This window comes from Nocardioides sp. NPDC058538, assembly GCF_042719275.1.
Lineage (GTDB): Bacteria > Actinomycetota > Actinomycetes > Propionibacteriales > Nocardioidaceae > Nocardioides.
This window is the reverse complement of sequence record NZ_JBHXNY010000006.1, coordinates 21,489-34,924: the sequence shown is the minus strand read 5'-3', so window position 1 is coordinate 34,924 and position 13,436 is coordinate 21,489. Positions and strand designations below refer to the sequence as shown.

The following is a 13,436-nucleotide window of genomic DNA, read 5'->3' as shown; positions in this document are numbered from 1 at the left end:
CGGGCTTTCGCGACGGGTCGGCCCTAGCCGGCGTCGATCTCGGCCAGGGAGGTGGCGACCCTTCTGAGCTCGGCGAGGGCACAGGCGATCTCCGGCTGGCGCGAGGTGCCGCTGCGTACGCTGGTCCGGACGTGCCGCACCGGGCTCGCCTCGCCGCGCAGCGGGATCCGGACCAGGCCGGCGGCGTTCGGGATCCGGGCGAGGCGAGGGACCAGGGCGACACCGAAGCCGGCGCTGACCAGGGCGGCGCCGGTGTCCCACTCGACGACCTCGTGGGCGTGCTCCGGAGTGAAGCCGGCCGCGGCGCAGGCGGAGGTCACCAGCTGGTGGTAGGGACGGCCGGGATGCTCCATGATCCAGTGCTCCTCGGCGGCATCGGTGAGCCGGACCCGGGACCGGGAGGCGAGCGGGCTGTCGGCATTGACCAGCAGGTCGAGCGTGTCCTCCATCAGTCGCTCCTGCTCGAACCGCGGGTCGGTGGTCGGCGGCAGCTCCGACATGTTGACCACCACGGCGACGTCGACCTGATCGGCCAGCAGCATGTCGAAGCAGACCTCGGGATCGGCCTCGATGATCTTGATCGTCGACTGCGGGAACTCCCGCGCGACCGCCACCGCGGCCGGCGGCAGGAGCGCCGAGGCGGCGGTGGAGAAGCCGGCCATCCGCAGGTAGCCACGGGAGGTGCCCGAGGCCTGCTGTACATCGGCGCGGATCTCCTCCCACTGCGTGAACAGGTCGTGGCTGCGGTCGAGCAGGGTGAGGGCGGCCCCGGTGAGGCGTACGCCGCGGCCCTCCGGTACCAGCAGCTCCGCACCCACGTCGCGGGCCAGTGTGCGCAGCTGATGGGAGATGCCCGAGGGGGTATAGCCGAGGTCTGCTGCGGCGGCCGAGACGGTGCCGCGCTCGGCGAGCACCCGCAGCACGTGGAGCCGCTGGTCGATCATGCTTCGATTGTGCAATGGAATCGCACGGTAAATAGCGGAAACGTGTGCTTTTCTTGAACAGTGCCGAGGCGCCACGCTGGTCCTGTGTCCCCCAGCGCCGATCCACTTCTGGCGAGCTTCCGGCTCCGGAGCCTCACCCTGCGCAACCGCGTGGTGAGCACCTCCCACGAGCCCGCCTACACCGAGGACGGGATGCCGAAGGACCGCTACCGCCTCTACCACCTGGAGAAGGCGCGCGGCGGGGTCGGGCTCACCATGATCGGCGGGTCAGCGGTGGTCTCGCCCGACAGCCCACCGGCCTTCGGCAACATATTGCTCTACCGCGACGAGGTCGTGCCCTGGCTGCGCCGGCTCGCCGACGACGTCCACGAAGAAGGCGCCGCGGTGATGTGCCAGATCACCCACCTCGGCCGCCGCACCAGCAACTTCACCGGCGACTGGCTGCCGCTCGTCTACCCCTCCCGGCTGCGCGAGCCGCAGCACCGGTCGTTCCCGAAGGTCGCCGAGGCCTGGGACGTCGACCGGATCGTGCGGCACTACGCCGAGGCGGCTTCGCGCTGCCAGGCGGCGGGCCTGGACGGCATCGAGATCGAGTCCTACGGCCATCTCTTCGACGCCTGGGTCTCGCCCGCCACCAACCTCCGCGACGACGAGTTCGGGGGCGACCCGGAGGCCCGGCTCGCCTTTCCTCTGCGGATGATCGACGCGATCCGGGCCGCCGTCGGGCCCGACTTCATCGTCGGGGTCAGGATGGCGATGGACGAGGATCTGCCTACCGGCCTGGGCCTGGACGACACCGAGCAGGTGATGCGTCGCTACGTCGGCGCCGGCATCGACTTCCTCTCCGTCATCAAGGGAGGTCTCGACACCGACGCCCGCCTCGCCGCGGTGATCCCGTCGATGGGCACGCCTTCGGCCCCGTTCCTCGACTTCGTCGGTGAGGTACGCCGCCGGGTGGATGTCCCAGTCATGCACGCTGCTCGGATCAGCGACGTCGCGACCGCGCGCTACGCGCTCCGCGAAGGGCTGCTCGACCTCGTCGGGATGACCCGTCCCCAGCTCGCCGACCCGCACCTGGTCGCCAAGGTCGCGCGCGGCGAGGAGGACCGGATCCGGCCGTGCGTGGGCGCGAGCTACTGCCTGGACGCGATCTACGAGTCCGGGGATGCCAAGTGCATCCACAACCCGGCGACCGGGCGTGAGCAGTCGCTGCCCCACCTCACGCCGCCGGCGCCTCGAACCCGCCGGGCCGTGGTCGTCGGCGCCGGGCCCGCCGGTCTCGAGGCAGCTCGCGTCCTGGGCGAGCGCGGTCACGCCGTGACCGTCCTGGAGGCCGCCGACCGGCCCGGTGGTCAGCTCCTGCTGGCCTCCTCGACCAGCCACCGCCGCGACCTGATCGGCATCGTCGACTGGCGCGTCGCCGAGGCGAAGCACAGCGGCGTCGACTTCCGGCTCGGCACCTACGCCGACGCCGACATCGTCCGGAGCCTCGACCCGGATGTCGTGGTCGTCGCCACCGGCGGGGTGCCCGACCGCTCCTGCGTCCCGGTGGGCGCCGAGCTGGTCAACGACACCTGGGACGTGCTCGACGGGACCCTGACGCCCGGCAACGGCACCGTCCTCGTCTACGACGACAACGGCGCCGAGCCCGCGCTCGACGCCGGCGAGCACCTGGCGACGCTGGGCGCTCAGGTCGAGCTGGTCACCCCGGAGCGTACGGTCGGGATCTCGGTCGGCTCGATGAACAGCCCGGCCTATCTGGGGGTCTTCGCCGCGCATGACGTGACCCTGACCGTGGCCCGGAGGCTGGTCGCGGTGCGTCGGGCCCCGGCGGGTTCGGAACACCGGCTCATTGCCACTCTGACCAGCGAATACGCAGCAGGTGCCGAGGTCGAGAGACACGTCGACCATGTCGTGGTCGAGCACGGGACCACCCCTAACGACGAGCTCTACCACGACCTCGTCCCCAGCTCGATCAACCTCGGTGAGGTCGACCAGGCGGCGCTGCTGACCGGCGCGCCGCAGACGGTGTCCCGCAATGCGGCGGGCAGCTACCAGCTGTTCCGGATCGGCGACGCGGTCGCCAGCCGGAACGTCCATGCCGCGGTCTACGACGCGCTGCGGCTGTGCCTGACGATCTGACCCCCTGAATCTGCCTGGGAGCGATGGATGACAGACCAACTCGTCGGCGAACCGTTCGCCGGCCGACGTACCAGAATCCTCGACCATCTCGACCGCAGGACCCCCGGCCACTCGCTGCCGGCTGCTCTCTACACCGACGCCGACGTCTTCGCGAGCGAGGTCGACCTGCTCTGGCGACGCCGCTGGCTCTTCGTCGGCACCGTCGCCGAGGTGCCCGAGCCCGGTGACTACTTCTCCTTCGATGTCGCCGGCTCCTCGGTCCTGGTGATCCGCGACGACGAGGAGCAGGTACGCGCCTTCCACAACGTCTGCCGCCACCGCGGCTCCCGGCTGGTCGCGCCGGGCCACGGCAGCGTCGGCAACCTGGTGTGCGGGTACCACAGCTGGACGTACGCCACCGACGGCTCGCTCCGCTACGCGCCCCAGCTCTCGCCGGCCATCGACACCGCCTGCCTCGGCCTGCGCCCGGTCGCGCTGCGCGAGGTCGGCGGGTTGCTCTACTGCTCGCTCGCCGCCGAGCCCGACGGCGACCTGGACGTGGTCGCCGAGCAGGTCCACGACTACATCACTCCGCACCGGCTCGACCGGGCCAAGGTCGCCGCCCAGGTCGACCTGGTCGAGGAGGGCAACTGGAAGCTGGTCATGGAGAACAACCGGGAGTGCTACCACTGCGAGGGTGGCCACCCCGAGCTGATCTGCACCTTCTTCCCGACCTGGGGGCTGCGCGAGGACCAGATCCCGGACCGGCTCCGGGCGGAACATGACCGCTATCTGTTCGCCGAGGCCGATCTGGCGCGACGCTGCGACGCGCTCGGGATGCCGTACGCGCTGATCGAGGAGCTCGCCGACCGCCCGTTCGGCTTCCGGATCCAGCGCGAGCCGCTCGACGGGGCGGGGGAGTCCTTCAGCATCGACGGGTCCCGGCTGGTGGGCCGGCTGCTGGGCGACCTCGACGACCCGCAGCTCGGCCGCTGCACCCTCCACACCCAGCCCAACGCCTGGATCCACCTGCTCGCCGACCACGTGGTGACCTTCTCGGTCACGCCGCTCTCGCCCGACCGCACGCTGGTCCGCTCCACCTGGCTCGTCCACGAGGACGCGGTGGAGGGGGTCGACTACGACGTCGAGGCCCTGACCGCGGTGTGGCGGGCCACCAACGAGCAGGACGCCGAGCTCGTACGCAACACCCAGCTCGGGGTCGCCGACCCGGCCTACCTCCCCGGTCCCTACAACGAGGCGGAGCGGCAGGTCGACGACTTCGTGCGCTGGTACGACGCCCAGATCCGATCGGAAGCGCAGAGAGGTGGAGCCGATGACTGAGCCATGGCCCGTCGAGGTGGCGCCGCTGCCGGCGCCGGCGCAGCTCTACGTGGTCCCGTCGCCGCTGGGAGCCGGGATCCTGCCCGAGGAGAAGCCGTTCGAGGGAGAGCTGCGGTGCCGGCGGGTGCGCCGGGTGACCCACGACGTGGTCGAGGTGACCCTCGAGCCGACCGGTGGCGAGAGCTTCGCCTTCGCACCCGGGCAGTACCTGACCCTTCGGGCGTCGATCGACGGCGAGCCCGTCGAGCGGTGCTACACGATCTCCTCGCCGCCGACCCGCCCGCACCTGCTCACCATCACAGTCAAGCGGGTGCCCGACGGGCCGATGTCGGGCTGGCTCCACGATCGGCTGGCCGTCGGCGACCGGCTGTGGGCGAGCGGGCCGATGGGCGGGTTCTCGGTTCGGGAGCACCCCTCCTCGTCCTACCTGCTCCTCTCCGGCGGCAGCGGGATGACCCCGACCCTCTCGACGCTGCGCACGCTCGCCGACCTCGCCGAGACCACCGACGTGGTCGTCGTCCATCACGCGCGTACGCCGGCCGACCTGATCGAGCGGCCCGAGCTCGAGGCCCTGGCGGCCGCCCAAGACGGCGTACGCGTCGTGTGGGTCGTCGACCAGCCCGACGACTCCTGGTCCGGGCCGTCCGGGCTGATGAGCGCCGAACAGCTCGCCGAACTGGTCCCTGACCTGGGCGGACGCGAGGTCTTCTGCTGCGGTCCGTCCGGCTACATGGGTGCGGCACGGACGGCCTTCGAGGCGCTGGGTGGAGGCTCCGAGCGGTGGCACGAGGAGAGCTTCGTCCTCAAGGACGCTCCGGAGGTCGAGGCGCCGGCCGCTGCGGCCGGGGATGCGTACCGGATCCGGCTGCAGCGCAGCGGCCGCGACCTCGAGTGTGCCCCGGACGCGACTGTCCTGGACGCCGTGAAGGCCGCCGGCGTACGCGTGCCGTCATCGTGTGTGCAGGGCATGTGTGGCACGTGCAAGTCGACCCTCGTCTCCGGCGAGGTGGACATGAACCATGCGGGTGGGATCCGGCCGCGCGAGGTGGCTTCCGGGATGTTCCTGCCCTGCTGTTCGAAACCGCTCGGAGACCTCGTCATCGACATCTGAGGAGACGCCGGTGCGGGCGGTTCTCGGGTCAGCGCCCTGCCCGGATCTGCTCGACGAGGATGTCGCCGTGCCCGCCGTGACGGGCGAGCTCCTGGATCATGTGCGCGTAGATGAACCGAAGTGACACCGCGTTTCCGTGCCAGTCGAACTCATCGTCCAGCTCGTGTCCGGCGGCGACCTCGCGCGAGCGCTCGCAGGCCGCGCGGTGGGCCGCCCGGACGGATTCGACCGTGTCCTCGGGGTCCAGCATGAAGCTCTCGTCGACGGTGTCGGGCAGCCCGATCTCCTTGCGCGGCACGCCCGCGACCCTGGCGTGGAACCACACCTTCTCCACGAAGGTCGCATGCTTGACCAGCGCCAACGGCGTGGTCAGCGACGGGACCAGCTTCCTTCGCGCCTCCTCGTCGTCGAGGTCCTCGAGGATGGCATTGATCTCGTCCCGCTGGATGTTGACCATTCCTTCGAGAAGCGCGCGCTCGTCGGCCTGTCCGATCTTCATGCGGGCAGGCTAGCCGGCGCCCGCCGCTGCATGGCCCCTGGGCCGTATCCTGTCCGCCATGTCGACGACGAACGACGCGGGGCCGGTCTTCGACGGCGTGAGGATCGGGCGGCCCGCGGCAGGCGCGCTGCTCGCTGCGGGCTACCTGACGCGGTCAGACCTGCCGGACGACCTGGACGCTCTGCTGACGCTCCACGGCGTCGGGCCCAAGGCCGTGCGCCTGCTGCGCGAGGCGCTCAGCAGCGCTCCCTGACGTACGCCTCGGCCTGCCGGCGATCCCAGCCGAGTGACTCCTCGAGCCCGCGGACCAGCATCGAGACGTACGCAGCCGACGGCTGGGTGTGCGGGACGGCGTCGAAGCCGTGCGGCGCGGTGAAGGTGAGCATCGGGAGGCCGTCGCGGCGACCGACCTCGATCAGGGTCTCGTAGTGCCCCGGCCCCGCCTCGTGGCGGCCCGTCTCGAGCCCGTCGATGACGACCTTCTCGATCGGGTCGCCGGGGGCGGGCAGCCGGTCCATCTCCTGGGCGGCGATGTCGGCGAACTGCTCGGCGGTCATCCGGAAGGCCCGGGCAGCGGTCCACGACCCGGCCGCGTCGTGGTCGTAGAACGCCACCCCACCGGTCCACGTCCTCGACTCACCCGCGAAGTAGAGCCGTCCGGGGAGGTCGATGGCGACGTCGTCGACGGGCATGGCCGGCGTACGGGCGCCGACGTAGGACCTCCGCGCACCCTCCGGTTGGCCACCGAGGAGATAGGCGCCGAGGCGTTCTCGGCACATGTTGGATCCATAGGCGACGTACCAGACCTCAGAACTCATCGCGGCGCAGCCTACCGAGGGTGCGTCACTGAGAAGCTCGCGACCTAGGCTGTGACCTTTAGAGGGCAGCGAGCACGCCGTCGGCGTACTTCTCCAGCTTCGCCTCGCCGATCCCGCTGATCGTGCCGAGCTCGTCGCGGCTGGCCGGCAGCCGGGTGGCGATCTCGCGGAGCGTGGCGTCGTGGAAGACGACGTAGGCAGGCACACCCTGGTCCTTGGCGACCTCGCCGCGCCATGCCCGCAGCCGCTCGAAGACCTCGGCGGCCTCGGGGGAGAGGTCGGCGGCGGCCACCTTCGGCTTCCGCTCCCCGGAGCCGCTGCGACGGGCCTGCCGCGGCGGCTCCTTGCGGAGCATCAGCTGCTGCTCGCCGCGCAGCACGGGGCCAGCCGCCTCGGCCACCGAGAAGACTCCGTAGCGAGTGTCGACGGCGAGCATCTCCCGGGCCAGCAGCTGCCGGATGACGGAGTGCCAGTCGCTCTCGGCGACGTCGGTGCCGATCCCGAATACCGAGAGCTCGTCGTGGCGGAACTGGCGGACCTTCTCGGTCTCCTTGCCGCGCAGGATGTCGACGATCTGGCCTGCCCCGAAGCGCTGACCGTTGCGCTCGCGGTCGAGCCGGATGACGGTGGAGAGCACCTTCTGGGCGGGGACGGTGCCGTCCCAGGACTCCGGCGTGGCCAGGCAGGTGTCGCAGTTGCCGCACGGCTCGGCGGTCTGGCCGAAGTAGCGCAGCAGCTGCACCCGCCGGCAGTCGACGGTCTCGCACAGTGCCAGCATCGCGTTGAGGTGCTGGCCGAGCCGGTGCTTGTGGGCCCGGTCGCCCTCGGAGGTCTCGATCATCTGCCGCTGCTGGACGACATCGGCCAGCCCGTAGGCCAGCCATGCGGTCGACGGCTGACCGTCACGCCCGGCCCGGCCGGTCTCCTGGTAGTAGCCCTCGACCGACTTGGGCAGGTCGAGGTGGGCCACGAAGCGTACGTCCGGCTTGTCGATCCCCATCCCGAAGGCGATCGTGGCGACCATGACGATGCCGTCCTCGCGCAGGAAGCGGGACTGGTTCTGCGCGCGGGTCCTGGCGTCGAGTCCCGCGTGGTAGGGGAGCGCGGGGATCCCGGCGCCGACCAGGGTCGCGGCGGTGCGCTCGACGGAGTTGCGCGAGAGGCAGTAGACGATGCCGGCCTCACCAGGATGCTCGGTGCTGATCAGGTCGAGGAGCTGCTTGGCCGGCTTGTCCTTCGGGGCGATCCGGTACTGGATGTTGGGCCGGTCGAAGGAGGCCACGAAGTGAAGGGCGTCCTCGAGGTCGAGCCGGGAGGCGATCTCGCGCCGGGTCTCGGCGGTGGCGGTCGCGGTCAGCGCGATCCGCGGCACCTCCGGCCAGCGCTCGTGCAGGTGGGAGAGCTGGAGGTAGTCGGGGCGGAAGTCGTGACCCCACTGGGAGACACAGTGGGCCTCGTCGATCGCGAACAGCGAGATCTTGGCCTGGTCGAGCAGCCGGCCGGTCTCGGGCACCCGCAGCCGCTCGGGGGCCAGATAGAGCATGTCGAGCTCGCCGGCGAGCAGCGCCTTCTCCACCTGCTGCCGCTCGTGGGGCATCTGGGTGGAGTTGAGGAAGCCGGCGCGCACACCGAGCGCGGAGAGCGCGTCGACCTGGTCCTGCATCAGCGCGATCAGAGGCGAGATGACCACCCCGGTCCCGGCCCTCACCATGGACGGGATCTGGTAGCACAGCGACTTCCCGCCGCCGGTCGGCATCAGGACCAGCGCATCGCCGCCGCCGGCGACGTGCGCGATGATCTCCGCCTGCTCGCCGCGGAACTCGTCGTAGCCGAAGACGCGGCGCAGTACATCCAGCTCCGGGGTCAGCTCACTCACAGGTGTGACCCTATCGGCCGCCACCGACGGTCCGGAGTTGTGAAGCCGAGAGTGGTCTATAGGTCACTCTCAGCTTCACAACCTCCTCAGACGCCGATCCGTTCGCGTCGCACGGTGTCCTCCGGCGCAGCGACAGGGCCGTGGGCGCGCTCGAGCGCGGCGCCCTCGACGTCCACGTTCGGCAGGATGCGGTCGAGCCACTTCGGCAGCCACCATGCGGAGCGGCCGAGCAGGTGCATCAGCGCCGGCATCAGCAGCATCCGGACGATGAACGCGTCCAGCAGCACGCCGAGCGCGAGCCCGAAGCCCATCGAGCGGATCATCACGGACTCGGCGAAGATGAAGCCGCCGAAGACGGAGACCATGATCAGGCCGGCCGCGATCACGACCGAACGCCCGGCGCGGAATCCCTGGGCGACGGCGACGCGGGCCGGGGCCCCGTGGACGTACGCCTCCCGCATGCCGGAGGCCAGGAACAGCTGGTAGTCCATCGCCAGCCCGAAGAGGATGCCTACCAGCAGGATCGGCAGGAAGCTCAGGATCGGCCCGGTGCTGTCGATGCCGATCCACTCCGCGCCGATGCCCTTCTGGAAGACCGCGACCACGAGTCCGTACGTCGCCAGCAGCGAGAGCACGAAGCCACCGGTCGCGATGAGCGGAACGAGGAGCGAGCGGAAGACCAGAATGAGGATCAGCAGCGAGAGGCCGACGACGACGCCGAGGTAGGGGAGGAGTACGTCGTTGAGCCCCTGCGACACGTCGATCGCGACCGCGGTGGCACCGGCGACACCGAGCGTGATGTCGCCATTGACCGCCGGCATCTCCCGGATCGCGTTGACCAGCTCGTTGGTCGAGACGCTGTTGGGGCCCTCCTCGGGGACGACCTGGAAGGCGGCCGTGCGACCGTCTTCGGAGACCGCGGCCGGAGCCACGGCGCGTACGTCATCGAGGTCTGCCAGCGCCTTGGCCACCGTCAGCTGGGATCGCTGGATGCCGGCCTCGTTGAGGCCGTCGGGCAGCTCGGCGGCGACCAGCAGCGGGCCGTTGGCGCCGGCGCCGAAGCTGTCCTCGGTGATCGTGTAGGCGGTCTTGGCCAGCGAGCCCTCGGGCTCGGAGCCACCGTCGGGCAGGCCGAGACGCATGTCGAGGGCGGGGACCGCGAGCGCGAGCAGAGCGACCACCGAGGCGACGACCGTGACCAGCGCACGCCAGGTGGGCATCGGCTTGGCGTGGGCCTCGGCTGCGTCCTGCTTGGCGACCTTCTTCCGGGCGCGCTTGGAGACGATGCGGCCACCGACGAGGCCGAGGATGGCCGGGGTCAGGGTGATCGCGACCAGGACGGCGATCGCGACGCAGGCCGCTCCGACCGAGCCCATCAGGCCGAGGAACGGGATCCCGGTCATGTTGAGGGCGACCAGCGCGACGATCACGGTGGAGCCGGCGAAGACGACCGCCGTGCCCGCGGTGCCGTTGGCGAGCGCGATCGACTCCTTCACGTCGGCGCCGTGGAGCAGCTGCTTGCGGTGCCGGTTGAGGATGAAGAGCGAGTAGTCGATGCCGACCGCCAGGCCGAGCATCAGGCCCAGGACCGGGGTCATCGAGGCCATCTGCACGACGCCGGAGAGGGAGAGCGCGCCGAGCGCGCCGATGCCGACCCCGGTCAGCGCGGTGACCAGCGGCACGCCGGCGCCGATGATCGTGCCGAGCATGACCAGGAGGACGATCGCGGCGACGCCGACGCCGACGATCTCACCGGGACCCATCGGGTTGGGCGCCTCCTGGGAGATGTCGGAGGAGACGCCGATCTCGACTCCGTCCACGGGCGAGTCGGTGAAGTGGTCGACCGTGGCCTTCTTGGTCTCCTCGGACATCTCCAGACGGCCGACGGAGTAGGCGACGTTGACCAGGGCGGCCGAACCGTCCGCGGAGACCATCCGGATCTCCTCGGAGAGCTCGAGCAGCTCGGCGCCGTTCTCGGCCTTGGCGGTGTTGGTCTGGAGGCCGGCGGCGCTGTCGTCGAGCCTGGACTGCTGCTTGTCGAGAGCGGCCTGCTGGGTGTCGATCTGCGTGGTCGGCATCCCGGCGGCCTGCAGCTGGGCGCGGGCCTTGTCGAGGTCGGCCTGTGCCTTGTCGAGCCTGGCCTGGGCGCTGTCGAGCTGGGTCCGGCCGGCCTCGAGCCTGGCCCGGCCCTCGGTGACCTTCTCGGCCTGCGCCTTGCGCTGGGCCTCGGTCTGGAACGGGTCGGTGACCGCGGCGACGTCGGGGAGGTCCTCGGCGCTGGTGATCAGCGCCCGGATCTCCTGCTTCTGGGTCGCGCTGAGTGGGGTGCCGTCCTCGGTCTGGAAGGCGATCGTGCCGGAGCCGCCGGCCAGGTCGGGCAGCCCCTCCTGGAGCTCGTCGACCACCTCGGACGAGGGCAGCCCCGGGATGTCGAAGCTGGTGGTGAGCTCGCCGGACCAGGCGACGTACGCCCCGGCGGCGCCGGACAGCGCCAGCACCCAGGCAAGGATCACAAGCCACGCGCGGCGCGCGGCCGACTTGCCCAATCGGTACAACAGCTCCGCCATGACGGCATCCCTCCGGTAATACGCAACGGTGCGTCCAGTTAATCACCTGTACGCCGATGGACAAGGGTTGCTGAGCGAGTGATGTGTCACACCTGTGCCGTGGCCAGGAGATGCCACGGGCTCTTAGGATGCCGTTCATGCCAGCGTCAGCAGGAGTGCGCCGAAGAGGTGCCGTACGCAGCGAGGAGGCTCGCATGGCGGTCCTCGACGCAACCGGGCGGCTCTTCGCCACCCAGGGCTATGACCACCTCACCATCGAGGGGATCGCGGCCGAGGCCGGTGTCTCCAAGCAGACGATCTACCGCTGGTGGCCCTCGAAGAGCGCCGTCGTCGCCGATGCCCTGATCGAGGACCTGCTGCTGCCGGACCACCCGGTCGTACCGGACACCGGGGACATCCGCGCCGACCTGATCGCCTGGATGCAGAGCCTCATCGACCTCGTCGCCCAGCCCGGCAATGGCGGCCTCGTCCGCTCGCTCGTCGCGGCCGCCTGCGAGAACCCCGACATCGGCACCCGCCTCAACGACGCGCTCGGCATCACCGCCGCCGTCTCCACCCGCATCGAGGCGGCCGTCGAGGCCGGCCAGCTGCCCGCCGACCTGCCGGTCAAGGAGTTCGTGCGTGCCCTGGTCGGTGGCTTCGTGCTCCACTCCCTCGAGCGCACCGAGCCTGCTCCGGACGTCGCCGAGCGCCTGGTCCGCGCGCTCTTGCACTGAACTCTCTTCACCCAAGACAGAGGGGTGCGGACCTCCGCTGCCGGGCTACGGTGTGGGGCATGCCGAAGGTGCCGCCGCCCGTCTACGTCGCCGTGGGCCTCCAAGAACGGCACGCGAGCGACAGTGAGACCCCGCGTATGTCCTGAGCGGGTGGGTGAGAATGGGGCCGTGAGCGAGATCCAGTTCCTAGACAACCCGGCCAGGCATCGCTACGAGATCCGCGACGGGGAGACCGTCGCGGGGCTGGCGGCCTATCGGCTGCCCGACGACGAGCATGTGGACTTCCTGCACACCGAGGTCAAGGAGGCCTACAACGGGCAGGGGCTTGCCTCGAAGCTGGTGGCGTTCGCGTTGGCCGATGTGAAGGCGAAGGGGAAGCGGATCATCCCGCATTGCCCGTACGTCGCCGGGTGGCTGAAGCGGCACGGCGAGGAGTACGCCGACATCACGGACTGGCCGGCCTGATCGCCGACGCCTGATCACGAGGCTGGATCAGAGGGAGTCTGCCGACTTCCGCGGCTCCAGGCCGAGCTTGGCCAGGGGAGTGCGGGTCATGTGGGCCGAGGGCCAGGTCTGGCCCCGGGAGGAGCCGCGGGAGTAGAGCCTGGCGCCCGACTGGTAGGTCACGAAGAACTCGTCCCCGACCTCGGCGACGCCCTCGGCCAGGTTCGGGAGCCACTGCAGCGCACGGGGCCGGATCGTGACGCGGTCCTGCACGATCAGCTGGCTGCGCTTGGCCGGGCCGCGATTGACGCTGAAGACGTACTCCTCCTCCCGGACCACGACGCCCTGGGTGCCGACGGGGGTGCGTACGCCGATCGGGGTCTTGATCTGCCAGGTGTCGTCCTTGCGGATGTACTTGTAGAGGCGGTTGTTCGCGTGCGACCCGACGTAGAGGAGGTCCTTGGCGGCGGCGAGGTAGGAGCCGGCGGCGAGCGCGACCAGCGGGGAGACGGTCGTGACGGTCGAGAGCGGCTCGGCGTGGACGATCTGGGTCAGTGAGTAGCGGTAGAGGCGGGGCGGGTTGCCCTCGCGGCACACGTAGACCTCGTCGCCGATCACCGCGACACCGCCGGCGTTGACCGGGCCGCTGACGCTGCCCTTCGGCCCGCCGAGATAGACGGCGTTGATGAGCTCGCCCGATGGCCGGTCGACCAGAGCCAGCGCGGAGCCGAGCTTGTCGCCGTGGTAGCCCTGCAGGAGCAGCTCGGCCTCGGGGGAGTACGCCAGGCCCTGAGGGACCCAGCCGTGGTCCTCGTCCCCGGTGAGCACCCCGGCGGTGGCGATGTGCGGGATCAGCGGACCGAGTCTGCTGCCACTACGGCCCAGCCAGGTCTCGGTGCGGTCGATGCCGCGCTGGACCCACTTCTGCTGCCTCTTGGCGGTCACCTTGGGGTCGATCACGATCAAAAAATCTATCCGCTCGGACACCGATCGGCGGTC

The 13,436-nt window shown here is 70.5% G+C and carries 12 protein-coding genes; 6 read left to right on the top strand and 6 right to left on the bottom strand.

All coding sequences use genetic code 11. The features are described from left to right. Positions 1-23 precede the first annotated feature (23 nt). Entirely contained in the window at positions 24-944 is a 921-nt protein-coding gene (locus tag ACFWQC_RS07330) for a LysR family transcriptional regulator (protein ID WP_378675182.1), read from the bottom strand. Between the two features lie 84 nt (positions 945-1,028). On the opposite strand from ACFWQC_RS07330, the gene ACFWQC_RS07325 reads away from it, so the two are divergent. The 3 genes from ACFWQC_RS07325 to ACFWQC_RS07315 are packed head-to-tail and all read left to right on the top strand — an operon-like array spanning position 1,029 to position 5,517. Then, positions 1,029-3,086 (top strand): FAD-dependent oxidoreductase, encoded by a 2,058-nt coding sequence (locus ACFWQC_RS07325; RefSeq protein WP_378675179.1) that lies wholly within the window; start codon positions 1,029-1,031, stop codon positions 3,084-3,086. Between the two features lie 27 nt (positions 3,087-3,113). After that, positions 3,114-4,406, top strand: a complete 1,293-nt coding sequence (locus ACFWQC_RS07320; protein WP_378675176.1) for an aromatic ring-hydroxylating dioxygenase subunit alpha — start codon at positions 3,114-3,116, stop codon at positions 4,404-4,406. Continuing rightward, a complete protein-coding gene (locus tag ACFWQC_RS07315; protein WP_378675173.1) occupies positions 4,399-5,517 on the top strand; it encodes a 2Fe-2S iron-sulfur cluster-binding protein in 1,119 nt (372 codons plus the stop codon). Before ACFWQC_RS07320 ends, ACFWQC_RS07315 begins: the two co-directional genes overlap by 8 nt. A 28-nt stretch (positions 5,518-5,545) precedes the next feature. On the opposite strand, the gene ACFWQC_RS07310 is transcribed toward ACFWQC_RS07315, so the two are convergent. Further along, positions 5,546-6,016 carry a DinB family protein gene (locus ACFWQC_RS07310; RefSeq protein ID WP_378675170.1) on the bottom strand — a complete coding sequence of 157 codons (471 nt, stop codon included), beginning with the start codon at positions 6,014-6,016 and terminating at the stop codon, positions 5,546-5,548. A 58-nt stretch (positions 6,017-6,074) separates the two neighbouring features. Here ACFWQC_RS07310 and ACFWQC_RS07305 point away from each other — a divergent pair, with 58 nt between their 5' ends. After that, complete coding sequence (locus tag ACFWQC_RS07305) at positions 6,075-6,269, top strand: helix-hairpin-helix domain-containing protein (protein ID WP_378675167.1); 195 nt, start codon at positions 6,075-6,077, stop codon at positions 6,267-6,269. On the opposite strand, the gene ACFWQC_RS07300 is transcribed toward ACFWQC_RS07305, so the two are convergent. The 3 genes from ACFWQC_RS07300 to ACFWQC_RS07290 form a co-directional block, all read right to left on the bottom strand. Then, positions 6,253-6,834 carry a histone deacetylase gene (locus ACFWQC_RS07300; RefSeq protein ID WP_378675164.1) on the bottom strand — a complete coding sequence of 194 codons (582 nt, stop codon included), beginning with the start codon at positions 6,832-6,834 and terminating at the stop codon, positions 6,253-6,255. The two genes, ACFWQC_RS07305 and ACFWQC_RS07300, sit on opposite strands and share 17 nt — an antisense overlap. Positions 6,835-6,892: 58 nt before the next feature. Beyond that, positions 6,893-8,710: a DNA helicase RecQ gene (recQ, locus tag ACFWQC_RS07295; RefSeq protein WP_378675161.1), complete on the bottom strand. Its 1,818-nt coding sequence runs from the start codon at positions 8,708-8,710 to the stop codon at positions 6,893-6,895. A gap of 86 nt (positions 8,711-8,796) precedes the next feature. Continuing rightward, positions 8,797-11,277, bottom strand: a complete 2,481-nt coding sequence (locus ACFWQC_RS07290) for an MMPL family transporter (RefSeq protein WP_378675158.1) — start codon at positions 11,275-11,277, stop codon at positions 8,797-8,799. Positions 11,278-11,414: 137 nt separating this feature from the next. Between ACFWQC_RS07290 and ACFWQC_RS07285 the strand changes: the two genes are divergently transcribed. Next, positions 11,415-11,993, top strand: coding sequence for a TetR/AcrR family transcriptional regulator (locus ACFWQC_RS07285; RefSeq protein WP_378675155.1), 579 nt, complete (start codon positions 11,415-11,417; stop codon positions 11,991-11,993). 168 nt (positions 11,994-12,161) lie between these two features. Continuing rightward, a complete protein-coding gene (locus ACFWQC_RS07280) occupies positions 12,162-12,458 on the top strand; it encodes a GNAT family N-acetyltransferase (RefSeq protein ID WP_378675152.1) in 297 nt (98 codons plus the stop codon). A 27-nt stretch (positions 12,459-12,485) separates the two neighbouring features. Here ACFWQC_RS07280 and ACFWQC_RS07275 read toward each other — a convergent pair whose 3' ends face one another. Continuing rightward, positions 12,486-13,397, bottom strand: a complete 912-nt coding sequence (locus ACFWQC_RS07275) for a hypothetical protein (RefSeq protein ID WP_378675149.1) — start codon at positions 13,395-13,397, stop codon at positions 12,486-12,488. Between the last annotated feature and the right edge of the window lie 39 nt (positions 13,398-13,436).

Excerpts from the sequence above, each read along its gene's own strand:
- ACFWQC_RS07330 (WP_378675182.1), bottom strand. The coding sequence starts at position 944 with ATGATCGACCAGCGGCTCCACGTGCTGCGGGTGCTCGCCGAGCGCGGC.
- ACFWQC_RS07320 (WP_378675176.1), top strand. The coding sequence starts at position 3,114 with ATGACAGACCAACTCGTCGGCGAACCGTTCGCCGGCCGACGTACCAGA.
- ACFWQC_RS07315 (WP_378675173.1), top strand. The coding sequence starts at position 4,399 with ATGACTGAGCCATGGCCCGTCGAGGTGGCGCCGCTGCCGGCGCCGGCG.
- ACFWQC_RS07310 (WP_378675170.1), bottom strand. The coding sequence starts at position 6,016 with ATGAAGATCGGACAGGCCGACGAGCGCGCGCTTCTCGAAGGAATGGTC.
- ACFWQC_RS07305 (WP_378675167.1), top strand. The coding sequence starts at position 6,075 with ATGTCGACGACGAACGACGCGGGGCCGGTCTTCGACGGCGTGAGGATC.
- ACFWQC_RS07300 (WP_378675164.1), bottom strand. The coding sequence starts at position 6,834 with ATGAGTTCTGAGGTCTGGTACGTCGCCTATGGATCCAACATGTGCCGA.
- ACFWQC_RS07290 (WP_378675158.1), bottom strand. The coding sequence starts at position 11,277 with ATGGCGGAGCTGTTGTACCGATTGGGCAAGTCGGCCGCGCGCCGCGCG.
- ACFWQC_RS07285 (WP_378675155.1), top strand. The coding sequence starts at position 11,415 with ATGCCAGCGTCAGCAGGAGTGCGCCGAAGAGGTGCCGTACGCAGCGAG.